The sequence below is a fragment of the Sediminicoccus sp. BL-A-41-H5 genome (genome assembly GCF_050632405.1).
Taxonomy (GTDB): Bacteria; Pseudomonadota; Alphaproteobacteria; order Acetobacterales; family Acetobacteraceae; genus Roseococcus.
In genome coordinates this window covers 3,669,491-3,693,440 of the sequence record NZ_CP192601.1, presented here as the reverse complement: position 1 = coordinate 3,693,440, position 23,950 = coordinate 3,669,491, and the positions used below count along the sequence as shown (strand labels likewise).

At 70.0% G+C, this 23,950-nt stretch carries 25 protein-coding genes; 16 read left to right on the top strand and 9 right to left on the bottom strand.

Translation table 11 applies throughout. The annotated features are described in order from the left end of the window. Window positions 1-191 precede the first annotated feature (191 nt). Entirely contained in the window at window positions 192-1,583 is a 1,392-nt protein-coding gene (gene lpdA, locus ACQ860_RS18085; RefSeq protein ID WP_431304727.1) for a dihydrolipoyl dehydrogenase, read from the bottom strand. Window positions 1,584-1,704: 121 nt separating this feature from the next. Between lpdA and ACQ860_RS18080 the strand changes: the two genes are divergently transcribed. From ACQ860_RS18080 to ACQ860_RS18060, 5 genes are all read left to right on the top strand, one after another. Then, complete coding sequence (locus tag ACQ860_RS18080) at window positions 1,705-2,046, top strand: hypothetical protein (protein WP_431304726.1); 342 nt, start codon at window positions 1,705-1,707, stop codon at window positions 2,044-2,046. A 53-nt stretch (window positions 2,047-2,099) separates the two neighbouring features. Further along, on the top strand, window positions 2,100-2,459 hold the full coding sequence (locus ACQ860_RS18075; protein ID WP_431304725.1) for a hypothetical protein: 360 nt from the start codon (window positions 2,100-2,102) through the stop codon (window positions 2,457-2,459). A gap of 138 nt (window positions 2,460-2,597) precedes the next feature. Continuing rightward, on the top strand, window positions 2,598-3,575 hold the full coding sequence (locus tag ACQ860_RS18070) for a Bug family tripartite tricarboxylate transporter substrate binding protein (protein WP_431304724.1): 978 nt from the start codon (window positions 2,598-2,600) through the stop codon (window positions 3,573-3,575). A 33-nt stretch (window positions 3,576-3,608) separates the two neighbouring features. Then, on the top strand, window positions 3,609-4,577 hold the full coding sequence (locus ACQ860_RS18065) for a Bug family tripartite tricarboxylate transporter substrate binding protein (protein ID WP_431304723.1): 969 nt from the start codon (window positions 3,609-3,611) through the stop codon (window positions 4,575-4,577). 28 nt (window positions 4,578-4,605) lie between these two features. Then, a complete protein-coding gene (locus tag ACQ860_RS18060; protein WP_431304722.1) occupies window positions 4,606-6,144 on the top strand; it encodes a D-aminopeptidase in 1,539 nt (512 codons plus the stop codon). 6 nt (window positions 6,145-6,150) lie between these two features. Here the strand turns inward: ACQ860_RS18060 and argF are convergent, their stop codons facing one another. The 3 genes from argF to ACQ860_RS18045 form a co-directional block, all read right to left on the bottom strand. Further along, on the bottom strand, window positions 6,151-7,101 hold the full coding sequence (argF, locus tag ACQ860_RS18055) for an ornithine carbamoyltransferase (protein ID WP_431304721.1): 951 nt from the start codon (window positions 7,099-7,101) through the stop codon (window positions 6,151-6,153). Further along, window positions 7,098-8,300, bottom strand: a complete 1,203-nt coding sequence (locus ACQ860_RS18050; protein WP_431304720.1) for an aspartate aminotransferase family protein — start codon at window positions 8,298-8,300, stop codon at window positions 7,098-7,100. Before ACQ860_RS18050 ends, argF begins: the two co-directional genes overlap by 4 nt. 103 nt (window positions 8,301-8,403) lie before the next feature. Continuing rightward, a complete protein-coding gene (locus tag ACQ860_RS18045) occupies window positions 8,404-8,955 on the bottom strand; it encodes an outer membrane protein assembly factor BamE (protein WP_431304719.1) in 552 nt (183 codons plus the stop codon). 89 nt (window positions 8,956-9,044) lie between these two features. Between ACQ860_RS18045 and ACQ860_RS18040 the strand changes: the two genes are divergently transcribed. The 5 genes from ACQ860_RS18040 (at window position 9,045) to ACQ860_RS18020 (ending at window position 12,508) form a co-directional block, all read left to right on the top strand. Further along, entirely contained in the window at window positions 9,045-9,575 is a 531-nt protein-coding gene (locus tag ACQ860_RS18040; RefSeq protein WP_431304718.1) for a ubiquinol-cytochrome C chaperone family protein, read from the top strand. Then, window positions 9,572-10,066, top strand: coding sequence for a YceD family protein (locus tag ACQ860_RS18035; protein ID WP_431304717.1), 495 nt, complete (start codon window positions 9,572-9,574; stop codon window positions 10,064-10,066). The genes ACQ860_RS18040 and ACQ860_RS18035 overlap by 4 nt, the downstream gene beginning before the upstream one ends. A gap of 156 nt (window positions 10,067-10,222) precedes the next feature. Beyond that, the gene (rpmF, locus tag ACQ860_RS18030) at window positions 10,223-10,423 is read left to right on the top strand and encodes a 50S ribosomal protein L32 (RefSeq protein ID WP_318648728.1); all 201 of its coding nucleotides are present in this window, start codon (window positions 10,223-10,225) and stop codon (window positions 10,421-10,423) included. Between the two features lie 33 nt (window positions 10,424-10,456). Beyond that, the gene (gene plsX, locus ACQ860_RS18025) at window positions 10,457-11,554 is read left to right on the top strand and encodes a phosphate acyltransferase PlsX (protein WP_431304716.1); all 1,098 of its coding nucleotides are present in this window, start codon (window positions 10,457-10,459) and stop codon (window positions 11,552-11,554) included. Between the two features lie 12 nt (window positions 11,555-11,566). Then, window positions 11,567-12,508, top strand: a complete 942-nt coding sequence (locus ACQ860_RS18020; protein WP_431305778.1) for a beta-ketoacyl-ACP synthase III — start codon at window positions 11,567-11,569, stop codon at window positions 12,506-12,508. A 432-nt stretch (window positions 12,509-12,940) separates the two neighbouring features. Here the strand turns inward: ACQ860_RS18020 and ACQ860_RS18015 are convergent, their stop codons facing one another. From ACQ860_RS18015 to tcuA, 3 genes are read right to left on the bottom strand one after another with little or no spacing between them, the layout of a single operon-like run. Then, window positions 12,941-13,894, bottom strand: coding sequence for a Bug family tripartite tricarboxylate transporter substrate binding protein (locus ACQ860_RS18015; RefSeq protein WP_431304715.1), 954 nt, complete (start codon window positions 13,892-13,894; stop codon window positions 12,941-12,943). Next, complete coding sequence (gene tcuB, locus ACQ860_RS18010) at window positions 13,891-15,030, bottom strand: tricarballylate utilization 4Fe-4S protein TcuB (RefSeq protein ID WP_431304714.1); 1,140 nt, start codon at window positions 15,028-15,030, stop codon at window positions 13,891-13,893. The genes ACQ860_RS18015 and tcuB overlap by 4 nt, the downstream gene beginning before the upstream one ends. Beyond that, window positions 15,017-16,414 carry an FAD-dependent tricarballylate dehydrogenase TcuA gene (gene tcuA, locus ACQ860_RS18005; protein WP_431304713.1) on the bottom strand — a complete coding sequence of 466 codons (1,398 nt, stop codon included), beginning with the start codon at window positions 16,412-16,414 and terminating at the stop codon, window positions 15,017-15,019. Before tcuA ends, tcuB begins: the two co-directional genes overlap by 14 nt. 159 nt (window positions 16,415-16,573) lie before the next feature. On the opposite strand from tcuA, the gene ACQ860_RS18000 reads away from it, so the two are divergent. The 4 genes from ACQ860_RS18000 to ACQ860_RS17985 all read left to right on the top strand — a co-directional run bounded on the left by ACQ860_RS18000 (window position 16,574) and on the right by ACQ860_RS17985 (window position 21,641). After that, window positions 16,574-18,175, top strand: a complete 1,602-nt coding sequence (locus tag ACQ860_RS18000) for a sensor domain-containing phosphodiesterase (RefSeq protein ID WP_431304712.1) — start codon at window positions 16,574-16,576, stop codon at window positions 18,173-18,175. Between the two features lie 42 nt (window positions 18,176-18,217). Next, window positions 18,218-19,414: an FAD-dependent oxidoreductase gene (locus ACQ860_RS17995; RefSeq protein WP_431304711.1), complete on the top strand. Its 1,197-nt coding sequence runs from the start codon at window positions 18,218-18,220 to the stop codon at window positions 19,412-19,414. Then, window positions 19,411-20,028 (top strand): isochorismatase family protein, encoded by a 618-nt coding sequence (locus tag ACQ860_RS17990; RefSeq protein WP_431304710.1) that lies wholly within the window; start codon window positions 19,411-19,413, stop codon window positions 20,026-20,028. The genes ACQ860_RS17995 and ACQ860_RS17990 overlap by 4 nt, the downstream gene beginning before the upstream one ends. Window positions 20,029-20,216: 188 nt before the next feature. Next, window positions 20,217-21,641, top strand: a complete 1,425-nt coding sequence (locus tag ACQ860_RS17985) for a mannose-1-phosphate guanylyltransferase/mannose-6-phosphate isomerase (RefSeq protein WP_431304709.1) — start codon at window positions 20,217-20,219, stop codon at window positions 21,639-21,641. Between the two features lie 92 nt (window positions 21,642-21,733). Here the strand turns inward: ACQ860_RS17985 and ACQ860_RS17980 are convergent, their stop codons facing one another. Together ACQ860_RS17980 and ACQ860_RS17975 are read right to left on the bottom strand one after the other, a co-directional pair. Further along, window positions 21,734-21,949, bottom strand: a complete 216-nt coding sequence (locus ACQ860_RS17980) for a hypothetical protein (RefSeq protein ID WP_431304708.1) — start codon at window positions 21,947-21,949, stop codon at window positions 21,734-21,736. Between the two features lie 23 nt (window positions 21,950-21,972). Then, window positions 21,973-23,286 (bottom strand): NAD(P)/FAD-dependent oxidoreductase, encoded by a 1,314-nt coding sequence (locus ACQ860_RS17975; protein ID WP_431304707.1) that lies wholly within the window; start codon window positions 23,284-23,286, stop codon window positions 21,973-21,975. Between the two features lie 142 nt (window positions 23,287-23,428). On the opposite strand from ACQ860_RS17975, the gene ACQ860_RS17970 reads away from it, so the two are divergent. Together ACQ860_RS17970 and ACQ860_RS17965 are read left to right on the top strand one after the other, a co-directional pair. After that, a complete protein-coding gene (locus ACQ860_RS17970) occupies window positions 23,429-23,593 on the top strand; it encodes a DUF3309 family protein (protein ID WP_431304706.1) in 165 nt (54 codons plus the stop codon). Between the two features lie 11 nt (window positions 23,594-23,604). Then, window positions 23,605-23,925, top strand: a complete 321-nt coding sequence (locus ACQ860_RS17965) for a DUF167 domain-containing protein (protein WP_431304705.1) — start codon at window positions 23,605-23,607, stop codon at window positions 23,923-23,925. The last annotated feature ends 25 nt before the right edge of the window (window positions 23,926-23,950 follow it).

The window sequence follows — 23,950 nt, the reverse complement described above, 5'->3', positions numbered from 1 at the left end:
ACCACCCTCCGAGAATCCGGGCCGAATCGGCCCGGCGGCATGCTTCAGCATCCCGAAGCCAAGGCCGCGGATGCGGCCGCCCGGCGTCGAGGGCACAACAAAAGCGAATCCGGCCGCACGTGCGGCCGGCGGACCGCTTCAGCGGTCCGAAGCCAAGGCGGCGGAGCCGCCGCCCGGCGTCTGAGGGCGGTTTAGATATGCAAAGCCCGGCCGTCCACGGCCAGCGCGGCTTCCTTCACCGCCTCGCTCAGCGTGGGATGGGCGTGGCAGGTGCGGGCCACGTCCTCGGCGCTCGCGCCGAACTCGATCGCCATGGCGATCTCGGCGATCAGCGTGCCGGCGTCGGGGCCCATGATGTGGGCGCCCAGCACGGCGTCGGTCTTGGCATCGGCGAGAATCTTCACGAAGCCGTCCATGTCGCCCATCGCGCGCGCGCGGCCATTGGCCGTGAAGGGGAACTTGCCCACCTTGTAGGCCTGCCCCCGCGCCTTGAGCTGCTCCTCCGTCTCGCCGACGGACGCGAGCTCGGGCCATGTATAGACCACGCTCGGAATGGCGTTGTAGTTGATGTGCGGCTTCTGCCCGGCGAGCTGCTCGGCGAGCGCGACGCCCTCATCCTCGGCCTTGTGCGCCAGCATCGCACCCGCGATGGCGTCGCCGATGGCATAGATGCCGGGCACGTTGGTGGCGTAATGCGCGTCGGTCTTCACGCGGCCGCGCTCATCCAGCGCCACACCGACCTCGGCGAGGCCGAGGCCCTCCAGATGCGGGCGGCGGCCGATGGCGAGCAGCACGACATCGGCGCGGATCTTCTCCGCCTCGCCCCCCGCGGCCGGCTCGATCGTCACATCCACGCCCGTGGCATCCGCGACGGCGGCGGTCACCTTGCTCTTCAGCTTGAACTTGAAGCCCTGCTTGGTCAGCACGCGCTCGAAGGCCTTGGAGAGCTCATTGTCCATGCCGGGCGTGATACGGTCGAGATATTCGATCACCGTCACCTTGGCGCCGAGGCGCCCCCAGACGCTGCCGAGTTCCAGCCCGATCACGCCGCCGCCGATCACCACCAGGTGTTCCGGCACCTGCGTCAGCTCCAGCGCGCCGGTGGAGGTGACGATGCGCGTCTCGTCCACCTCGATGCCCTTGAGCGGGATGCTCTCGCTGCCCGTCGCGATCACGATGTTCTTCGTGGTGTAGGCTTGGCCCGCGACCTCGACCGTGGTCGGGTTCACGATGCGCCCGGCGCCCTTCAGCCAGGTCACCTTGTTCTTCTTGAAGAGGAACTCCACGCCCTTGGTGTTGGCGCCCACCACCTCTGCCTTGCGGGCCTGCATGCGGGCGAGGTCGAAGGAGACGCCGGTGACGTTCACGCCATGGTCGGCCAGCTTGTGCTTCGCCTCCTCGAAATGCTCGGAGGATTGCAGCAGCGCCTTGGAAGGGATGCAGCCGACATTGAGGCAGGTGCCGCCCAGCGTCGCGCGCTTCTCCACGCAGGCGACCTTCATGCCGAGCTGGGCCGCGCGGATGGCGCAGACATAGCCGCCGGGGCCGGCGCCGATGACGATGACGTCGAAGCTTTCAGACATGGGTGATCCTCAACCGTATTTGGCCGCAAACTGGCGCGGGCAGGGGCGCGGCGCAAGGGCGTGGCCCTCGCCAAGGGGACGGGGGCATGGCAGTGCTGCGCCCGGGTCGCGGGAGGCGGGGATGCGGGGATGGATCGGGCTGGCAGGGGCGGTGGTGGCGGTGGCGCCGGCCTGGGCGCAGCCGGCCCCCACGCCCGGGGATTGCGCAGGCCAGGTGATCATCCTGGGCGCCGGCAGCCAGGCGGAGGGCACCGGCTTCGCCTATTGGGCCACGCTCTCGAACCCGGGGATGCGCGCGGTGCAGGTGGAGCCGCGCTGGGGCGAGGCCGCCCTGCCGCCCCTCCGGATCGAGGCGGGGCGCATGCAGCGGCTGCGGCTCGGCACGGGCGCGGTACGTCTCCCGACCGAGGAGGTCGAGGCGGCGACGCGCCTGCGCTGCCAGCCGATCCCGCGCCAACCGTGATGGACGCCGCCCCACGGAGCATCGCATTCTCTGGCAACCGCATCGAGGTTCCCATGATCCGCACTTGCTTCCTCGCCCTGCCACTGCTGCTGGGCCTGACCCCGGCCGCGCTGGCGCAACCGCCGGGCACAGAGCGCGACTGTGCCGCGCTGGGGCTGGCGGCGCCCCGCTTCGCGAGCATTCCGCTGGGGGATGGCAGCTTCATCTACCGCCTGGACCTCGCCAATCCTGGCCGGGAGGGGGTGCGCTACAGCTACGGCTTCACCCTCCCAGGCGGCGCCCGGCCGGCCGAGGCGCTGAACGGCTATCTGCCGCCCGGCGGCCGGATCGAGCACGCGCTCGGCACCAGCGACCGCAACCTCGACGCAAGGGCGCTGCAGGCCGCCACCACGCTGCGCTGCTTCGCCCCTTAGATCAGGCTCAGAAGCGCCCCGGCCTCGGCGCCCGCTGCTCCCGCCCTGGCAAGAAGGGGCTTGGCAAGCCGCCCCCTTCCATGTCCCAATCCTGCATGACGGTGCCGTAAGATGCACCGAATCCTTTGGGAGAACGCCATGGCCCTCGCCCTTTCACGCCGGCATGCCCTTGTGGCCGGCGGCGCCGTGCTCGCCGCACCTCGCGTCGCCAGCGGCCAGGGGCGTTACCCGGAGCGGCCGATCCGGCTCATCATTCCCTGGGCGCCGGGCGGCAGCGCGGATGCGCAGCTCCGCAGCCTGGGCGAGCAGGCCGGGCGCCTGCTGGGCCAGCCTGTCGTGGCCGAGAACCGTGGTGGCGCGGGCGGCACGCTGCACGCCGTGCATCTCGCGCGCGAGGCGCGGCCGGATGGCTATACGCTGGGCCAGATGCATCTCTCGGTGATCCGCCGCCCCTTCCTGGTGCGCAACCCGCAATGGGACGCGACGACGGACTTCACCAACTTCATCGGCCTGAGCGGCTGGCTCTTCGGCGTGGCGGTGGCCGCCAACAGCCGCTTCCAGACCTGGCAGGACATGATCACCTATGCCCGCGCCAATCCGGGGCGGTTGAGCTTCGCGACCTCGGGCATCGCCACGACGAACCATCTGACCATGGAAGACATCATGGCGCGCGAGCGAATCGAGATGACGCATGTCACCTTCCGCGGCGCCTCCGAGGCGGTGCCCCAGGTGCTGGGCGGCCAGATCGACATGATCGCCGACAGCAGCGTCTGGGCCGGACCGGTCGAGGCCGGGCAGATGCGCCTCCTCTGCGTCTGGACGGCCGAGCGCGTGCCGCGCTTTCCGAACGCGCCCACGCTGCGCGAGCTGGGCTATGATCTGGTGGTGACTTCCAACTACGGCCTCTGCGCCCCGCCGCGGATGGACCCGGGCATCGTGAAGCTGCTGCACGACGCCTTCCACACCGCCTTGATGGGCCCGGAGAACACCCGGGTGCGGAACCAGTTCGACATGCCGCTCGTGTACTACAACACCCCGGACTACCAGCAATTCGTCGTCCAGCGCGCCGCCTATGAGCGCGAGATGGTCACAAGGCTCGGCATCCGCATGGAATAGCGTCGCTTCGCGTTCAGGGAGGAAAGGAAAACGATGACCATCCAACGCCGCGCGCTGCTCGGCGCGCTCGCCGCGACACCGCTGGCCACACCGGCCTTCGCACAGGCGCGCTATCCCAATCGTACCATCCGCTTCCTCATCCCCTGGCCGCCCGGCGGCAGCCTGGACGCGCTGCACCGGCAGATGTTCGAGATCTTCCAGCGCGACACCGGGCAGAGCATCGTCATCGAGAACATGCCCGGCGCGCGCGGCACCCGCGCCGCCTTCTTCCTGACGCAGCAGGCACGGCCGGATGGCTACACGCTGGCGCATCATCACCTCTCGATCCTGCGCCACCCCTTCCTGACGCGGCAGCCGACCTGGGATCCGATCACGGATTTCAGCTACATCATGCAGATCACCGGCTTCGTCTTCGGCACCGCCGTGCGCGCCGACCGTGGGTGGAACACCTTCGACGACATGATCGCCGAGGCGCGCCGCCGCCCGGGGCAGCTGACCTATTCCACCTCCGGCATCGCCACCACCAACCACCTGGCGATGGAGGACATCCTCGCCAAGCGCGGCGTGCGGATGGAGCACATCCCGACGCGCGGCGCCCAGGAGGGGGTGACCATGCTGCTCGGCCGGCAGATCGACATCGTGGCCGACGCGCAATCCTGGCGGCCGCAGGTCGAGAGCGGCGAGTTCAAGCTGCTGAGCGCCTGGACGCCAACGCGCCTCGCCTCCGCGCCCAATGCGCCGACGCTGACCGAATTGGGCCTCGGTTCCAGCGTGACGTCGCCCTATGGCGTCGTCGGGCCCAAGGGGCTGGACCCCGAGATCGTGGACATCGTCCATCGCAGCCTGAAGAAGGCCTTCGAGGATGACGCGTCCCAGGCGATCATGCGGCGCTGGGAGAATCCCAACGAGTATCTCGGCCCGCAGGCCTATCTCGAATTCGCGCGCGAGCGCGTGGCCTATGAGCGGGACACGGTGCGCAGGCTGAACCTGAGCATCGACTGAAGCCGGCATCGGGGCGAGACTGCGCCCCATGACCGATCGCCTCGACTCCCTGCTCGCAACGCTGCCCCGGGCCTATCCCGGCCCGGGTGGCGCCATCGCCGTGCTGCGCGCGGGCGAGGTGCTGGCCCGCCACGCCTGGGGCTATGCGAATGCCGAGCGGCGCATCCCCTTCACGCCGGCCAGCCTGTTCCGGATGTGCTCCATCACCAAGCAGTTCACCTGCGGGGCGATGCTGGCCTCGGGCCGGGCGCTGGATGCGGCGGTCAGGGCGCGGCTGCCGCGACTGGAAGGCGCAGTACCCGGTGCGCTGCACCTCGCGCACAACCAGTCCGGCCTGCGCGACTACTGGGCCGTCGCCATGCTGCTCGGCTCGCCGGTCGAGGCGGCCTTCGGCGATGCGGAGGCCACGCGGCTGATCGGCGCCACACGCAGCCTCCAATTCGCGCCGGGCACGCGCTTCTCCTACTGCAACCAGAATTTCCGCCTTCTCTCCGATGCGCTGGAGGCGGAGACCGGCCGTTCCTTCGCGGAACTCCTCGCGCGCCACCTGTTCCAGCCAGCCGGCATGGCGACGGCCTTCCTGGCCGCCGATACACGCGCCATGCCCGATGGCACTGAGGGCTATGAGGGCAACCCCGCCACCGGCTTCCGCGCGGCGGAGAACCGCATCCTCTGGACCGGCGATGCCGGGCTCGGCGCCAGCCTGGACGACATGATCGCCTGGGAGCGCCATGTGGACGCGACCCGGAACGATCCCGATGCGCTCTACCACCGCCTCTCGGCGCCTGTGATCTTCGCCGATGGCGCGCCCGCCCCCTACGGCTTCGGCCTGGCGCGCGGGCGGGAATTCGGCCGCGACGTCACCGGCCATGGCGGTGCCCTGCGCGGCTGGCGAAGCCATCGCCTGCATGTGGCGGCGGAGCGGATTTCGGTCGTCGTCCTCTTCAACCACATGGGCGATGCCGCCGGCGCCGCGCTCGATGCCCTGGCCGCCGTGCTGGAAGAGGAGCGGCCCCAGCCCGACGCCTCCCTGCCCGAGCCGCCTTGGCTGGGCAGCTATCGCGAGCCGGAGACAGGGCTTTCCGCGCGCCTGGACGTCTTCGCACCGGGGCAGTTGCGCCTGCGCTTCGGCCATTCGGCGGAGGTCCTGAACCTGCAGCCCGACGGCTCGGCCGGCAGCACGCGCACCAGGCTGCATGCCGGCCCCGACGGGCTCCGGATGGAGCGCCCGCAGGACAACCACCGCGCGCGGCTGGTCCCATGCGAGGGCAAGGCCAGCCTCGACATCGAAGGCCGCTACCACTGCGCGGAACTGGGCGCAGCGCTGCACGTCACCACCGCGGGCGGCGTCGCCTATGGCGGATTCTCAGGCCCGCTCGGCCAGGGGCGGATGGAGATGCTGGAGCCGATCGGGCCCGACCTCTGGGCCCTGCCCTGCCCGCGCGCGCTGGATCACGCGCCGCCGGGCGACTGGACGCTGGCCTTCCGCCGCGAGGACGGTGCGATCACCGGGGTACAGGTGGGGTGCTGGCTGGCGCGGGGGCTCGATTACGCCCGCCGCGCCTGACCGGCTTCAATCCAGGCCCATGGCCCAGAGCAGCACGCCCTTCTGCGCGTGCAGCCGGTTCTCCGCCTCGTCGAAGACGACGCTTTGCGGGCCGTCCATCACCTCGTCGGTGATCTCCTCGCCCCGATGCGCGGGCAGGCAATGCATGACGATGGCGTCCGGCGCGGCCTGCTTCAGCAGCGCGCCGTTGAGCTGATACGGCGCGAGGAGGTTGTGGCGGCTCAGCGTCTCGCCATCCTTCTCGTCGCTCATCGAGACCCAGCAATCGGTGACGACGCAGCGGGCTCCCTGCACGGCAGCGACCGGGTCGGTCGTCAGCTCGATCTGCGCGCCCTCGCGCCGCGCCCAGGCGATCAGCTCCGCCGGCGGCGCCAGCTCGGGCGGCGTCGCGATCCGCAGCGTGAAGCCGAAGCGCGCGGCGGCCTGGATGAAGCTCTGCGCCACGTTGTTGCCATCGCCCGTCCAGGCGACGACCTGGCCGGCGATCGCGCCGCGATGCTCCTCGAAGGTCATCACATCGGCCATGAGCTGGCAGGGATGGCTGATGTTGGTCAGCCCGTTGATGACCGGGATGGTCGCATGCGCGGCGAGCTCACGGATGTTCGAGACATCCGCGGTGCGCAGCATGATCGCATCCACATAGCGCGAGAGCACGCGGGCCGTGTCCTTCACGCTCTCGCCGCGGTTGAGCTGGATCTCACGCGCCGTCAGCACCAGCGGCGTGCCGCCGAGCTGGCGGATGCCCACCTCGAAGCTCACGCGCGTGCGGGTCGAGGGCAGCTCGAAGATCAGCGCCACCGTCTTGCCGGCGAGCGGCTGGCCCTGCACCTCGCCGCGCTTCGCCTTCTTGCCCAGCTCCAGCATGTGCCGGAGGGTGGGCGCGTCCAGATCCATCAATTCCAGGAAATGCCGGGGGCCATCGCCGCCCCCGGCCGTCGGCTTCAGAAGCGCACTCACTTGGCGGGCGCCAGCGCTTCGGCAGGCGTGAGCGCGGCGCAGGCGCGGTCGAGCATGGCCAGCGCCTCATCCACCTCGGCCTCGGTGATGATGAGCGGCGGCGCCACGCGCAGCACGTTCATCCCCGCCGCGACCGTGAGCAGGCCTTCCTCCACGCATTGGGCCTGCATGGCGCCGTTGCTCACATCGGGCGCGAGGCGCAGGCCGAGCAGCAGCCCCGCGCCCTGCACGCCCAGGACCACGCGCGGATGGCGCTCGGCCAGCGCGAGCATGCCGTGCCACAGATGGCGCGCCACGCGGTCGACCTGATCCAGGAAGCCGGGCGCCAGCACCACGTCCAGCACCGCATTGCCGGCGGCGCAGGCGAGCGGCCCGCCGCCATAGGTGGTGCCATGCGTGCCGGGCTTCAGGTGCTTGGCCACCGCTTCCTTGGCCATGACGGCGCCGAGCGGGAAGCCGCCGCCGATCCCCTTGGCCGAGGACATCACGTCAGGCTCGATGCCGGCCCATTGATGCGCCCAGAGCTTGCCTGAACGGCCCATGCCGGTCTGGACTTCGTCGAGCGCGAGCAGCAGGCCGAATTCGTCACAGACGGCGCGCAGCTCGCGCAGGAAGCGCAGGTCGGCGGGGCGGACGCCGCCCTCGCCCTGCACCGGCTCGATCATGATGCCGGCGGTGGCGGGCGTGATGGCATCCCGCACGGCGTTCATGTTGCCGAAGGGCACGTGGTCGAAGCCCTCGACCGCCGGGCCGAAGCCCGCCAGGTACTTCTCATTGCCGGTGGCGCTGAGCATGGCCAGCGTGCGGCCGTGGAAGGCGCCCTCGAAGCAGATCATCCGGAACTTCTCCGGGTGCCCGTTCTCGGCGTGGTACTTCCGCACCGCCTTGACCATGCCCTCATTGGCTTCCGCGCCCGAATTGCAGAAGAACACGCTGTCGGCGAAGGAGGCCGCGACGTGGCGCGCGGCCAGCTTCTCGGCCTGGGGCACGCGGTAGAGGTTGCTGACATGCATCACCCGCGCCGCCTGCTCGGCGATGGCCTTGACCAGATGCGGGTGGCCGTGGCCGAGCGAGGAGGTGGCGATGCCGGAGCCGAAATCCAGGAATCGTCGCCCCGAATCCGTCCACACATAGGCGCCTTCGCCCCGCTCGAAAGCGAGGTCGGCACGGTTGTAGGTCGGCATCAGGGCGGGGATCACGCTTCAGCGCTCCTCTGGAATGTTCCACCCACGCCATGCGGGCGGAAACCGCCAGTGTGACGGAAAACCGCCGGGAATCAAGCCTTGGCTGGCGAAAGCGGCCTCAGCGGCCGCCGCCGGGCGTGGGTCCGCCACTGGGCAGGATGCCCGCATTGCCGGCTGGGTTGGGGCCGATCCGGCCCACATTGCCGAACAGCGCCTGCATCAGCGTGCGCTCATTGCCCGGGCTCGGCGTCTCACGCTCGACGAAGTTCACGCGCGGCATGTCGCCCTGCGTGTAGTCGAGCTGACGGATCTCGGCGACGGTGCCGGCCGGGCTGAAATCAATGGCGACGACGCGCTGCGAACGCAGCGCCATGCTGCGGGCGGGGCGCATCTGCGTGACGCCGCTGATGTAGTACCAGCTGTTGTCCGAGAAGGTGCTCGTCTGGCTCGGGCTGCCCAGCAGGGCCTGGACATCGGCGCGGGTGGAGACGCCGGTCGTGATCTGCGCGATCTGGTCGTCCGTCACCGGATGGCCGCGGTTGACGATAGGCGTGGTGAACACGTCGCGCGGGCGTTCGGGCAATGGCGGCAGATAGGAGCAGCCGGCCAGCGCCGGCAGCGCCAGCAGCGCCAGGATTCGGATGTTGACCAAGGCGGGGTGACGGGCCATGTCCCGGGCTTAACGCCACCCTGCCCCCGTGGTCAATGCGCCTCGACGGCGCGCCCCGCCCGGGGGCTCTTGTCAGGATTTTCCGCATCATGGGCCTTTTCGGCCTGTTCCGGCGCCGCCCGCATGAGCGGACCGGCTTCGAACTCTACACGGCCGCCGTCGGCGCCGCCCGGACGCCCCGCTTCTACGCCGAGCTCGGCGTGCCCGACACTACCGCCGGCCGCTTCGAGCTGGTCTGCCTGCATGTGGGCCTGCTCATCCGCCGCCTGCGCGCCGCCACCGACAAGACGGCCGATGCGCTGGGCCAGGCCGTGTTCGACGCGATGTTCGCCGACATGGACGTGAACCTGCGCGAAATGGGCATCGGCGACCTCAGCGTCGGCAAGCGGGTGAAGATGCTGTGGGAGGGCTTCCATGGCCGGGCCACCGCCTATTCCGAGGCGCTGGACCAGGGCGACACCGAGGCCCTGGCCGCGGCGCTCGCGCGCAACATCTGGGTGAAGGAGCCCGCCCCCGAAGGCGCCGGTCTTGAACTGGCCCGCCATGCCGAGCGGCTTTCCGCCCTGCTGGCCGGGCAAGAGCTGGAGGCCTTGCTGCGGGGCCAGGTGCACTTCGCATGAACCCCGAGTTCAGCCACCGCCTGCCGCTGGCCCATGTGCCCGCCGCCGGCCAGCGCCTGCGCCTTGAGGCCGGCCCTGCCGAACGCGAGGCGCTGGCCCGCCGCTTCGACCTGTTGAGCCTGGGCAGCCTGGTGGCCGATCTGCAGCTCACCCCGGCGGAGGAAGGCGCCGTGCTCGTGACGGGCGAACTGACCGCCGAGCTGGAACAGGCCTGCGGCATCACCCTCGTCCCCATCCGGCAATCCGTGCGCGAGCCCATCGCCTGGCGCCTGCTGCCCGAGGGCCTGGACCCTTCCGACGGCGAGGACGACCCCGACGACATCGAGACCGAACAGGGCGCCGCGGATCTGGGCGAAGCGTTGGCGCAGCAGCTCTCCCTGGCGCTCGACCCCTATCCGCGCGCCCTGGGCGCGACCATGCCCGAGGAGGCGGGCGATGACGCCGCGCATAGCCCCTTTGCAAAGCTGTCGCGTCTGAAGCCTCAGGGGTAGGTTGCGCGAGGGGAAGAATGGGTGCTAATCGCCCACCCTCCCTGCTGCCGCTTGCCCGCAGCGGCCGTTTTCCCGTGGGCGCACCCCGCCCCATCTCCTGCCAGGGCTGACCGGCACTTGTCCGGGCGGCCCCCTACCCGTTGAAAGGCTGGCTCCATGGCCGTCCCGAAGAAGAAAGTCTCCCCCTCCCGGCGCGGCATGCGCCGCAGCCATCTCGCGCTGGCGAAGGAAGGGCATGTGGAGTGCTCCAACTGCGGCGAGCTGAAGCGCCCGCACCATGTCTGCTCCTCCTGCGGCCACTACGACGGCCGTGAGGTCGCGGCGGCCGACGCGCTGAAGGGCGTGGTTCGCGGCTAAGCCGATGACGGGTGGGGCGATCCGCGCGTGAACATGGCGGTACCCTCCGAGGGGGCGTTGCGGCGATTTTCCCTCGCCGTGGACGCCATGGGCGGTGACCACGCCCCCGACAGCGTCCTGGACGGCCTGGATCTCGCGGCGGAACGGCACCCGAAGGCGCAGTTCCTGCTCGTGGGCGATGAGGCGCGGCTGCGCGAGGGGCTGAAAACCCGCCCGCGCGCGGCGAAGCTCTGCGTCATCCGCCACGCGCCCGACGCCATCCCGGGCGACATGAAGCCGACCATGGCGCTGCGCCAGGGCCGCAACTCCTCCATGCGCCTCGCCATTGACGCGGTGGCCAAGGGCGAGGCGGCGGGCGTTGTCTCCGCCGGCAACACCGGCGCGCTCATGGCGCTCGCCAAGATCGTCATCAAGACGATGCCCGAGATCGGCCGCCCGGCGCTGGCCGCCATCACGCCTTCGGCCCGCGGCGACGTGGTCATGCTCGACCTCGGCGCCAACATCCAGTGCGATGCGCGCAACCTCGTCGAATTCGCCATCATGGGCGATGCCTTCGCGCGCGCCGTGCTCGGCCTGCCCAACCCCACCATCGGCCTGCTCAATGTCGGCTCCGAGGAGCTGAAGGGGGATGACCGCGTGCGCCAGGCGGCCGAGGTGCTGCGCGAGGGGCATGCGGGCATCAACTTCCACGGCTTCGTCGAGGGGCATGACATCGCCGCCGGCACGGTGGACGTGGTCGTGACCGACGGCTTCACCGGCAATGTCGCGCTCAAGACCGGCGAGGGCGCGCTGAAGCTGATGCGCGACCTGCTGCGCCAGGTCTTCACCTCCTCCATCCCGGCCCGCGCCGGCTACCTGCTGGCGCGCCCCGCGCTGGAGCGGCTGCGCGAATGGATGGACCCGCGCCGCTACAACGGCGCCATCCTGCTTGGCCTGAACGGCGTCGTCGTCAAGTCGCATGGCGGGACGGACGCGACCGGCTTCGCCCATGCCATGGATGTGGCGATGGACATGGTGACGCACGGCTTCACCCAAAACATCCGCGAGGGTCTCTCACGCCTTGCGACCCATGCGCCCCCGATGACCGATTCCGACGTCGCCCCGCCGACGGTCATCGCCCAGCAGGACTGATCCGCCTTGACGATTCGTTCCGTGATCGCCGGCTGCGGCGGCCATCTGCCCCCGACCGTGCTCGACAACGAGGCGCTGGCGGCGCGCTACGGCCTCGACACCAGCGATGAATGGATACGCGAGCGCAGCGGCATCACCCAGCGCCATCTGGCCGGCCCGGACGAGACCTGCGCCTCGCTCGGCGCGGCCGCGGCCCGCCAGGCGCTGGCCCATGCCGGAGCCGATGTGGCGGAGGTGGACGGCATCATCGTCGCAACCGCTACGCCCGACCACGCCTTCCCCTCGACCGCCGTGCGCATCCAGGCGCTGCTGGGCATGACGCGCGGCTTCGGCTTCGACGTCTCGGCCGCCTGCACCGGCTTCGTCTATGCCCTCTCCATCGCCGATGCGATGATCCGCGCGGGTCAGGCGAAATCCCTGCTGGTCATCGGCAGCGAGGTCTATTCCCGCATCCTCGACTGGACGGATCGCGGCACCTGCGTGCTGTTCGGAGACGGCGCGGGCGCCGTGCTTCTGCGGGCTGAAGAGGGCGAGCGCGGCGTGCTCTCGACCCACCTGCACGCCGATGGCCGGCATGGCGACATCCTGCTCGTCGAGGGCACGGCCGGCCCGCTCCGCATGGCGGGGCGCGAGGTGTTCAAGCACGCGGTGAACAAGCTCTCGAGCGTGGTGGATGAGGCGCTGGCCGCGAATTCAATTACCCGCGAGGATGTACAGTGGCTGGTGCCGCACCAGGCCAACATCCGCATCATCGAGGCGATGGGCAAGAAGCTCGGCCTGCCGCGCGAGCGCGTGGTGGTGACGGTGGACCGCCACGCCAACACCTCCGCCGCCTCCGTACCGCTCGCGCTCGCCGAGGCGGTGCATGATGGGCGTATCCAGCGCGGCGACCTGGTGCTGCTGGAGGCCATCGGCGGCGGCCTCACCTGGGGCGGGGCCTTGATTCGCTTCTAGCGGATCATTTTTACGCCCTCAGACGCCGGGCGGCGGCTCCACCGCCTTGGCTTCGGATCGCTGAAGCGTTCCGGCTCGGCTATTCGCCTCGCATCCGTCGTTGTTCCGCCCTCAAGCGCCGGGCGGCCGCATCCGCCGCCTTGGCTTCGGATCGCTGAAGCGTTCCGCCGCGCCGATTTGGCGCGGATGAGTCTTTGCTGCGCCCTCAAGCGCCGCGCGGCCGCGTCCGCGGCCTTGGCTTCGGAACGCTGAAGCGTTCCGCCGCGCCTATTTGGCACGGATGAGTCTTTGCTGCGCCCTCAAGCGCCGGGCGGCCGCGTCCGCGGCCTTGGCTTCGGAACGCTGAAGCGTTCCGCCGCGCCTATTTGGCGCGGATACTCTGAGGGCGGTCGCAGTTCTCCTGGGCAGTTCTTCGGCTGGCCCGTCCGCCCGCTACTCCGCGCGCAGGTTCGCCTGCTGCACGATCACGGCCCAACGCTCGCGCTCGGCCGTCAGGAATCGACCGAAATCGGCGGGCGTCGGGCTCGTCTCCAGTTCCACGCCGTTCTCGATCAGGCGTGAGCGCACCGCCGGGTCGGCCAGCGTCGCGTTCATCGCAGCATGCAGGCGCGCCGTCGCCTCGGCCGGCGTGCCGGCCGGCGCCACCAGCCCATACCAGGTCGCGCTGTCGATCTGCGGGAAGCCCTGCTCGAAGGAAGTACTGAGCTCCGGCAGGATGGAGGCGCGCTGGCGACCGGCGATGGCAATCGCCCGCAGCGTGCCGGCCGAGAGGAAGGGCAGGAAGGGCGCCGCCGCATTGGTGATCATCTGCACCCGGCCCGCCACCACGTCGGTCAGGGCGGGCGCCGTGCCACGGTAATGAATCGCATCGAGCTCGAAGCCCAGCGTCAGCGCGATCATCGCCCCCAGCGCATGCGCCGTCGTGCCCGCGCCGGGCGTACCGAAGGTCAGCGGTGGGTTCTTGCCGCGCGCATAGGCGCCGAGTTCCGTGAGGTTGCGGGCCGGAACGGAGGGATGCACCGCAATCACATTGGGCGCGGCACCCAGCAGGCCGATCGGCGCGAAGCCGTTCGCCACGTCATAGGGCACGCGCGGATGAACCAGGCTCGAAATCACGAAGGAGCCGCTGCCGGCGAGCAGGATGGTCAGCCCGTCCGGTGCCGCCTTGGCGACGATGTCATTGCCCAGGATGCCGCCCGCGCCGCCCCGGTTCTCGATCACGATGGGCTGGCCCAGCCGGGCCGACATGCCCTCCGCCAGGATACGGCCCACGATGTCATTGCTGCCGCCGGCGGTGAAGGGAATGATCAACCGGATGGGCCGCGATTGAGCCTGTGCCACCGCCGGCAGCGCCAGCAGGCCAAGCGCGGCGCGGCGCGCGATCATTTCCGCTTCTCCTGCGCGTTCCGCAGCAAAGCGAGGCCGCGATACACGCCATGCACCATCTTCGAGTAGGGCATCACCAGGAAGAAGGCGAGGACCAGACCAAGATGGATGGCCAGCATCACGCCCATCGCGCCGGTGTGGCGGATCGCCAGCAGCAGCAGGCCCGTGGCCGAAATCAGGAAGAGCAGCGCCAGCATGGCGTATTCGCCGCCCAGCAGGCGCTTCGCCACCGGCCCCGGGTCCGTCACCGTCTTCACCCAGAGCAGGCCGGCCGTGCCGATGCAAAGCAGCACGCCGCCCCAGGTGCCGAGCTGGACCGGCAGGCTCAGGAAGGCATGCGGCGACTTCCACCCCATGAAGTGGTGATAGAAGGCGCCGACGGTGGTCGCCGCGAAGCACATCATGAAGCCATAGAACATGGCGTGATGCAGGTGGCGCCGCGCCTGGGCGAAGCTGTCATCCAGGTCATTGCAGCCATGCCCGCCGCCGCCCAGGTTGCGCAGGGTCAGGATGTCCACCGCGGCCTCGGCCACCGGGGCGAGCGTCACGGGCTTCTGGCCCGCCCCGGGCGCCGTGCCGCGCCAGTAGCGCACCGCCCCCATCCCCATGGCGAAGAGCGCATAGCCGAAGCTGAGCGAGGCCATGCCCACCATCAGCCAATAGGGAATCACGCGAAAGAAGGCGCCGGTGCCGGTCTGCGCCGTGTAGAGGATGGCGGGGTCCTGCAATGCCATGGTCAGCAGCAGCACCAGCGTCACCGAGAAGAAGGCGGCCAGCGAGACCAGCGTGCCGTTGCGCTCGAAGGCGCGGCCCATGCCCTGCGGCCAGGCGTATTCAGCGTAAGATTCGGCGCGGATCGTCGCGAAGGTTTCGGGCACGTTGATGCCGAAGGGGTGCGGCGGCGCATACTGGCAGGCGTGGTAGCAGCCCTTGCAGGAATGGCAGAGGTTCGCGAGATGCGTGAGGTCGCCCGTCGTGAACTCGCGGCGCAGCGTCATGGCGGGGAAGACGGCGCAATAGCCCTCGCAGTAGCGGCAGGCATTGCAGATCTCCATCTGCCGCCGCGCTTCGATGGTGGCGTCGCTCTCCGTGCCCGTCGCGCTGCCCGGCGTGGGCGGGCGGTTAATTCCTTCCAATTTTCGCGGCCTCCTCGCCTGCGATGCGGCCAAACACGGTGCCGATGGTCATGCCGAAGCCGGCCAGGTAGCCCTGGCCCAGGATATTGCCGGCCATGATTTCGCCACTGGCGAAGATGTTTCCGGAGGGCTTGCCGTCGGCCATCATCACCCGCGCCCGGTCATTCACCTTCACGCCCAGGAAGGTGAAGGTGATGCCCGGCGCCAGCGGGTGCCCGTAGAAGGGCGGCTGGTCGATCCGCCGCGCCCAGTGGCTTTTCGGGATCGCCAGGCCCTCGGTGCGGCAGTCATCCAGCTTGTTGCCGTGGAAGGTGCCGGGCCGCACCGCCGCGTTGTACTCCGCCACCACGCGTTCGAGCTTCGCGGGGTCGAGGTTGAGCATGACCGCGAGCTCGGCGATGCTGTCCGCCTTCATCGGCGGGAAGACGCTGGGCAGGTAGTTGTGCAGCGCCTGGCTGTCGGTGATGGCAAACGCCCGCTGGTCGCGCTGCTGGGCGATCAGCCGGCCCCAGATGGCGTAGCGCTTGGGCCAGACATCCTCGCCCTCGTCATAGAAGCGCTCGACGTCCTTGTTCACGACGATGGAGAAGGGCACGCAGTCGAGTCGCATGGCGAGGCCGCCATCGGCCATCGGCGCGCGCGCATCATTCGCAACGGCGTGGAACTGCGTGGGGTCGCCCACCTCCTGCACGCCGCTCGCCAGCATGTCGCGCAACACGCGGCCCTGGGCATAGGGCGTACCGCGGATCTGGAAATTGTCCGCCGCATCGCCCCAGTACTCACGCAGCCATTCGCGATTGGCCTGGAAACCGCCGGCGGAGGCGATGACGGCCTTGGCGCGGATGCGCTCCGGGAAGCCCCGCCAGGAGACGATGGCCTCCCGCGCGAAGCCTTCCTCGATCGCGATGTGCTGCACCTCGGTGTCGTAGAGGATGGTGATGCCGAGCTTCTCCGCCGTGCGATACAGCGCATTCACCAAAGCCTTGCCGCCGCCCAGGAAGAAGGCATTGGTGCGGGAGAGACTGAGCGTGCCCGAGAGGCTCGGCTGGAAGACCACGCCGCAATCGCGCAGGAAGCCCGGCGCATGCTCGCTCGCGCGGATGCACATGCGGGCCAGCGCCTCATCGGTGCGGCCGCCGGTCACGCGCAGCAGGTCATCCCAGTATTCCTCCTCGAGGTAGCTCTCGGTGAGCACGTCGGTCGGCTTGGGATGCAGGGCGCGCAGGTTGCGTGTGTGGCGGGAATTGCCGCCGCGCATGGCCTTTGGCGCGTGCTCGGCCACGATGACGCTGGCGCCCGCCCGGGCAGCGGTGATGGCGGCCGAGAGCGCGGCATTGCCGCCGCCCACCACCAGAACATCCCAGAGGCGTGTGAAATCAACCATATGACTGCATATGCGCGGCGGGCCGCGCCTGTCCAGACGGGGGCCGGCTCGCCTTAAGCGTGGATTCACCCCGCGCCCGCATACATCTGGTCGCGGCCGGCGGAGCCGCGAGGCGCAACAGGGGAATGACATCGTGCCGGACCACAGGGAAACCAGCGCATGAACATCGCCGCCAGCCGCCCCCTGGGCGATCGCGAGCGCTTCGTCGCCTTCGCCTTCGCAGGGGCGGACATGCTGGTCGAGACCAATCTGGAGGGCCAGATCGCCTTTACGGCGGGCGCCTTCCGCCACCGCTTCGGCGCGGCGCCCGAGAGCTTCATGGGCCAGGACCTGGCCGCCCTCATCGCCCCTCCGGATCGCGGCCCTTTCGCAGCCGCACTGGCCCTGATGCCGGAGCGCGGCCGGCTTTCCCCCACCGTGGTCCGCCTCGCCAATGCCGAGCAGACACCCTTTGTCGTCTCCGGACTGCACCTGGCCCTGCCCGGCGAGCCGGCGCGGCTTTGCCTCTCCATGGGCCCCGTGCCCATTCCGCTTGACCCGACGGCCGATGCCAAACCCACCGCCGTGACCCTCCTGCGCGAGGCGGAGACGCGGCTGCGCCGGCCTGGTGCAGGGGGTGGCGAGCTCAGCCTGATCGAAGTCTCGGGCCCGATGACGGAAGAGATGCGCGCCGCCTTGACGGGCCAGGCGGGCAACATGGCGGCCGAGCTGGCGCCCGGGCGCTACGGGCTACTGTCCACCGCCGGCGCCAGCGCAACCGAGATGGCCGCCGTGACCGAGCGGCTGGAAGCCTTGCTGCGGCAGAAAGGGAAGGGCGGTAGCGTGAGCGGCGGCATGCTGCAACTGGAGGCGGGCGCGCTCTCGCCGCTCCAGGCGGTGCGGGCGCTGCGGCATGCCCTGACCACCTTCACGCGCGCCGGCGCCGAGGGTCTGCGCGAGGAGGGCTTCTGCAACGGGCTCTCGGGCTTCGTCGAGCAGATCACGGCGCGTGCCGGCACCATCCGCCGTGCCATCGCCCAACGGCGCTTCCACCTGGACTATCAGCCCATCATCGGCCTCGGTGATCGCGGCCTGCATCACTACGAGGCCTTGCTCCGCCCCGAACGCGGTCTGCTGGGGGCGGAGGCCGGCCCTCAGGACTTCGTGACCCTGGCCGAGACGGTCGGCCTGACCGAGGAACTCGACCTCGCCGTGACCGAGGTCGCGCTGCAGGCGGCCAATGCATTGAGCGGGGGGCAACGCATCGCGGTGAACATCTCCGGCCTCTCGCTGCAGAGCGCGGCCTTCCGCAAGCATCTGGATGCGCTGCTCGGCGCGCATCCGGCCGGCGGCCAGCGCCTGATGGTAGAGTTGACCGAGAGCGCCGAGATCGACGAGGAGGCAGCCGCGGCGGCCACGCTGGAAAGCCTGCGGGGGCGGGGTATTCCGGTCTGCCTCGATGATTTCGGCGCGGGGGCGGCGGCCTTCCGCTACCTCAAGGCCTTCCCCGTGGACTACGTGAAGGTGGATGGCAGCTTCGTCGAAGCCGCGATGCGCGGCGAAAGGGACCGCAGCTTCGTGGCCTCCATGGTGGACCTCTCGGTCGCCGTCGGGGCCCGCGTGGTGGCAGAGCGGATCGAAACCGAGGAGATGGCGTTGATGATGCGCGGCCTGGGCGTGCATTTCGGCCAGGGCTGGCATTTCGGCAGGCCCGGCCCGCTGCCCAAGCCCCAGCCGGCCGCGGTGGCGCGGCGCAACGGCGCGCAGGAAAGCTGGGGCTGACGGGCTTCCCAGTCTCCGGGCCCCCGCCCTAGGCTCGGCCGCATGAATCGTGATCGAGTTCTCATCGTGGGCGCGGGGCCGGTCGGCCTGGTGGCCGCCGCCGCCCTTGCCGCCGAGGGCATTCCCGTCGCCGTCATCGAGGCCGAGCGCGACCTGCCGGACGGCATGCGCGCCAGCACCTTCCATCCGCCCACGCTCGACATGCTGGAGCGCTTCGGGGTGGTGGAGAGCCTGATCGCGGATGGGCTGATCTGCCCCACCTGGCAGTTCCGCGACCGCTCGGCCGGCCCCATCGCCACCTTCGACCACGCGATGATCGCGGGCGACACGCGCCACCCCTACCGCCTGCAATGCGAGCAATGGCGGCTGACGCGCCTGCTGCGCGAGAGGCTGGCCGGCAATGCCGCGGTGGAGTTCGTGTATGACGCGCGCGCGCTGGGCGTGGGCCAGGACGACGCGGGCGTTCGCCTGACCGTCGAACGTCCGGACGGCCACCGGGAGGAGATCCACGGGCGCCACCTGATCGGCGCCGATGGCGCGCGCAGCGCCATCCGGAAAAGCCTCGGCATCGGTTTCGAGGGGCAGACCATCCCCGAGATCTACCTGACGCTTTCCACGCCCTTCGCCTATCATGAGGCGATCGAGGACCTCACCGACATCGCCTATATCAGCGACCCGGACGAGTGGTTCGTGCTTCTGCGCAACCGCAACCTCTGGCGCCTGCTGCTGCCCACCGACCCGAACGAACCGGAGGAGGTGATGCTCTCCGATGCGCGGATCCAAAGCCGCATGCAGGAGGTGCTGCCCCAGGGCAGCCCCTACGAGATCACCCACCGCACCGCCTATCGCGTGCATGAGCGCGTGGCGGAGCGCTACGTCGAGGGCCGTGTCTTCCTGGCGGGCGACGCCGCGCATGTGAACAACCCGCTGGGCGGCATGGGCATGAATGGCGGCATCCATGACGCATTGAACCTGGCCGAGAAGCTCGCGGCCGTATGGCGGGGCGCGCCACCCGCGACGATGGGGCGTTACGAGCGGCAGCGCCGCAAGGTGGCGCTGGACGTCGTGCAGCAGCAGGCATTGCGCAACCGCAGCATCCTGAACCAGCGGGACCCGGCGGTCCGGCAGGCCTTCCTGGATGACTTGCGCGCGACGGTGGCCGACCCCGCACGGCATCGCGCCCATCTGCTGCGCACCAGCATGATTCAAAGCCTGCGAGACCTGGAGAGCGTGCAATGACGGAAACGGATGAGGAAATCTACGCGCGCCAGGGGCTGGGCCGCCGCGCCGGCTTCGGCGTGGCGCCGGCGCTGGTCATCGTGGACTACGTCGTGGGCTTCGCCGACCCGTCGCAATTCGGCGGCGGCAATATCGGCCCGGCCATCGAGCAGACCGTCCATCTGCTGGCCCATGCGCGGCGCAAAGGATGGCCCGTCGCGCATACCCGCGTCGTCTATGCCGAGGATGGCTCGGATGCGGGCGTCTTCACGCTGAAGGCCCCCTCGCTGCTGAAGCTGACCGAGACCTCGCCGCTCTCGCAGATCATCCCCGAACTCACGCCTGTCCCGGGCGAACTCGTGGTGCGCAAGCGCGGGGCGTCCGCCTTCTTCGACACGAACCTCGCGGGTTTCCTGACCATGCGGCGTGTGGACACGCTGGTCGTGACGGGCTGCACCACCTCCGGCTGCGTGCGGGCGACCGTGGTGGACGCGTTGCAGCATGATTTCCGCAGCATCGTCGCGACGGATTGCGTGGGCGACCGCGCCATCGCGCCGCATGAGGCGAACCTCTTCGACATGGGCCAGAAATACGCGGACCTGATGACGCGTGCCGAGATCGAGGCGCTGGGCTGAGGAGCAGGGCGCGGGCGCCGTAGAGCGGCGCTGCCGCCGCGATGCGACGACTTGCCCGTGGCCGCAGGCCGGGCGACCAGCCGGTCGCCTTTCGCGGCTTGTCGGGACAAGGGTGATTGGGCCTTGGTGTGCCATGAAATCACCGGGATTGTGAGGGAAAGCGTTGGGGAGGTTCTGAGAGGTCGGTGATGAGCGTTCCTGACATTGTTCCCGTGATCCTTTCCGGCGGCACGGGCAGCCGCTTGTGGCCGCTGTCGCGCGAGTCCAACCCCAAGCAGTTCTGGCCGCTGCTCTCCGATCAGAGCATGGTGCAGGAGACGGCGCGCCGCGCGGCCGGCCCGGGCTTCGCGCCGCCGGTGGTGGTGGTGGGCGAGGCACATCGCTTCCTGGTGGCGGAGCAGCTGCGCGACGCGGGCATCGCCAACCCGCAGATCGTGCTGGAGCCCGAGGGGCGCAACAGCGCGCCCGCCATCGCGGTCGCCGCGCTGCTGGTGGCCGAGGCGCAGCCTGACGCGGTGCTCTGGATCATGGCGGCCGATGCCGCGATCGGCGATGTGGCGGCGCTGCATGCGGCGTTGGAGCGCGCGGCCGTGGCGGCGCGCGGCGGGCGCATCGTCACCTTCGGCATGCGCCCGACCGAGGCGCATACCGGCTTCGGCTACATCGAGCTGGGCGAGGCGCTGGCCGAGGTGCCGGGCGTGCAGGCGGTGCAGAGCTTCACCGAGAAGCCCGAGCGCGCGACGGCCGAGCGGCTGGTGGCGGGCGGGCGGCATGTCTGGAACAGCGGCATGTTCGTGGCGACGGCGGGCACCCTGATCGCCGAGCTGCGCGAGCATGCGCCGGCCGTGCTGGCGGCGGCGCGCGCGGCGCTGGACGGCGCGATGCGGGACCTGGACTTCATCCGGCTGGGCGCGGAGGCGTTCCGCGAGGCGCCGGCGATCTCGATCGACTATGCGGTGATGGAGCGCACGCGGCACGCCGCGGTGGTTCCGGCGGATCTGGGCTGGAGCGATGTGGGCAGCTGGGACGCGCTGTGGGAGGCGACGGCGAAGGATGCGGCGGGCAATGCGGCCAAGGGCCCGGTGGAGCTGCTGGACGCGGAGGGCTGCTACGTGCGCTCGGAGGGCATCCTGACGGCGGTGCTGGGCTTGAAGGATGTGGTGGTTGTCACGACAGACGACGCGGTGCTGGCCTTGCCGCGTTCGCGCGCGCAGGATGTGAAGCGGATGGTGGAGCGCCTGAAGGCGCGCGGCCTGAAGCAGGCGAGCGAGCACCGGCGGATGTACCGCCCCTGGGGCCATTACGAGGGGCTGATCATGGGCGACCGCTTCCAGGTGAAGCAGATCGTGGTGCGCCCGGGCGGGCGGCTTTCGCTGCAGAAGCACCATCACCGGGCCGAGCACTGGGTGGTGGTGAAGGGCACGGCGCGGGTGCATCGGGATGCGGAGAGCCTGCTGCTGTCGGAGAACCAGTCGGTCTACCTGCCGCTGGGCTGCGTGCACCGGCTGGAGAACCCGGGGATGATCCCGCTGGCGCTCATCGAGGTGCAGGTCGGGTCCTATCTCGGCGAGGACGATATCGTCCGGCTCGAAGACAATTACGGGCGAAGCTGACGCGCGTCGGCGGGTCCTGCGACGGCAAACGCATGCGCGGCCTGCGCAGGACTGCCCGTGGCGCTTGCCGCGCCGGGACGGGCGCCGCCTGTTCAGTCCTGACGCGCCTTGCGCTTGCCCAGCACCATGCTGAGCACGAAGACGCCCATGCCGCCCAGCAGCGCCATCAGGATGAAGCCCCATTTCAGCCCGGCGGTGCGGGCCTTGGGGTCATCCATCACCTGCATCAGCAGCACGCCGAAGATGATGACGCCAACGCTCCCGATGGCCGTGCCCCAGATGCCGAACAGGCGCATCCTGCGATCCATGCTCTTCCTCCCCTGCTGATGGTTCAGTGGAGTTTGACACCAGGCTCCGCCCTTTGCGAGACGAGGCTCGCGAGGCTGCGCCAGGCGGTGGGCGCGCCGCCATGCAACGCCGTCTGGTGCATCTTGTAGAGCGAGCGGTACATCAACCGCGCGAAGTAGCCCTCGATGAACATGGACTTGCCGACCAGGAAGCCCATCAGGCTGCCCACGGTGCTGTACTTGCCGAGCGAGACGAGCGAGCCGAAGTCGCGATAGACGAAAGGCTCGAGCGGCTTGCCGTCCAGGATGCGCTCGATCTGGGTGTACATGTGGCTCGCCTGCTGATGCGCCGCCTGCGCGCGGGGCGGGATGGGCTGCTCCGACCCCTCCCGCGGGCAGGAGGCGCAGTCGCCCAGCGCGAAGATGCTCTCGTCCCGCGTGGTCTGCAGCGTGGGCAGCACCTTGAGCTGGTTGATGCGGTTGGTCTCGAGGCCGCCGATCTCCTTCAGGAAATCCGCGCCCTTCACGCCGGCGGCCCAGACCGTCAGCTCGGCCGGCAGGAAGCCGCCATCGGCCAGCACGACGCCATCGGCCCGCACCTCCGCCACGCGCGTGCCGGCATGCACTTCCACGCCCATCTTCGCCAGCAATTCGCTGGTCGCGGCCGAGATGCGCTCCGGCAGCGCGGGCAGGATGCGCGGGGCCGCCTCCACCAGCATGATCCGGATGTCGCGCTCGGGCTCGATGCGGTCCAGCCCGTAGGCCACCACGGCACGCACCGTGCGGTGCAGTTCGGCCGCGAGTTCGGTGCCTGTCGCACCCGCGCCGATGATCGCCACGTGCAACTGCCCCGGCCGCACCGGCTCGGGCTGGGCATTGGCGCGCAGGCAGGCATTGACGAGGCGGCGGTTGAAGCGGCTTGCCTGGTCCAGCGTCTCGAGCGGGATGGCGTGCTGTGCCGCGCCCGGCGTGCCGAAATCATTGGTGACGGAGCCCACCGAAATGATCAGCGTGTCGTAGCCAAGGCGGCTCGCCGGCGTGATCTCGCGCCCCTCCTCGTCCAGCATGGCGCCGAGCAGGACCTCCTTCGCGTCACGGTCGAGGCCCACCATCTCGCCATAGCGGTAGGTGAAGTGGTGCCAATGCGCCTGGGCCAGGTAGTTCAGCTCATGCTGCGCGCGATCGAGGCTGCCGGCCGCCACCGCATGCAGCAGCGGCTTCCAGAGATGGGTGCGGCTGCGCTCGACCAGCGTCACCTGCGCGCGCTTCCCCTTGCCGTAGCGGTTGCCGAGGCGGGTGGCGAGCTCCAGGCCCCCGGCGCCCCCTCCGACGATGACGATGCGATGCGGATCAGCCATGCCAAATCCCCTTCTGCCCCGATGAGCCTAACGCCCGGCATCGTTGCACGCAAAAAACATACCGCGGGCAACGGCATCCTGTGGGAAGGCGTTTGCGGGAGGCGCTCGGTTTCTCGCGCGCCAAACCCGGGAGACCGCCCCCATGCCGCTCGGCACCATCCTCATCATCCTGCTCATCCTCGCGCTGCTGGGCGGGTTCAGCGGCCGCCTCGGCGGCTATGGCTACGGCTACGGCCATGGCAGCATCGGCGTGTTGGGCGTGGCCCTGATCATCGTCATCGTCCTGATGGCGACGGGGCGGCTCTGACGGAGGATTGATTGGCGGAGCCTTACCAGGTCACGCCCCAGGGGCTGCGCCTCATGGTCCGCCTGACGCCGCGGGCGGGGCGTGACGAGCTGGACGGTGTCGCCACCACGCCCGATGCGGGCACGCATCTGCGCCTGCGGCTCTCGGCGCCCCCAGTGGAGGGGGCCGCCAATGCCGCCCTCATCGCCTTCCTGGCCCGGGCGCTGGGCCTTCGCAAATCCGACATCCATCTGCTGGCGGGCGAGCGCTCCCGCGTGAAGCGCCTGCTGCTGGCGGGCGATGGCCCGGCGCTCGCCCGGCGCGTGGCCGACTGGATCACCCCCTCGACCTGAGGCGCGGGCCGTGCTTTTTCCGCCC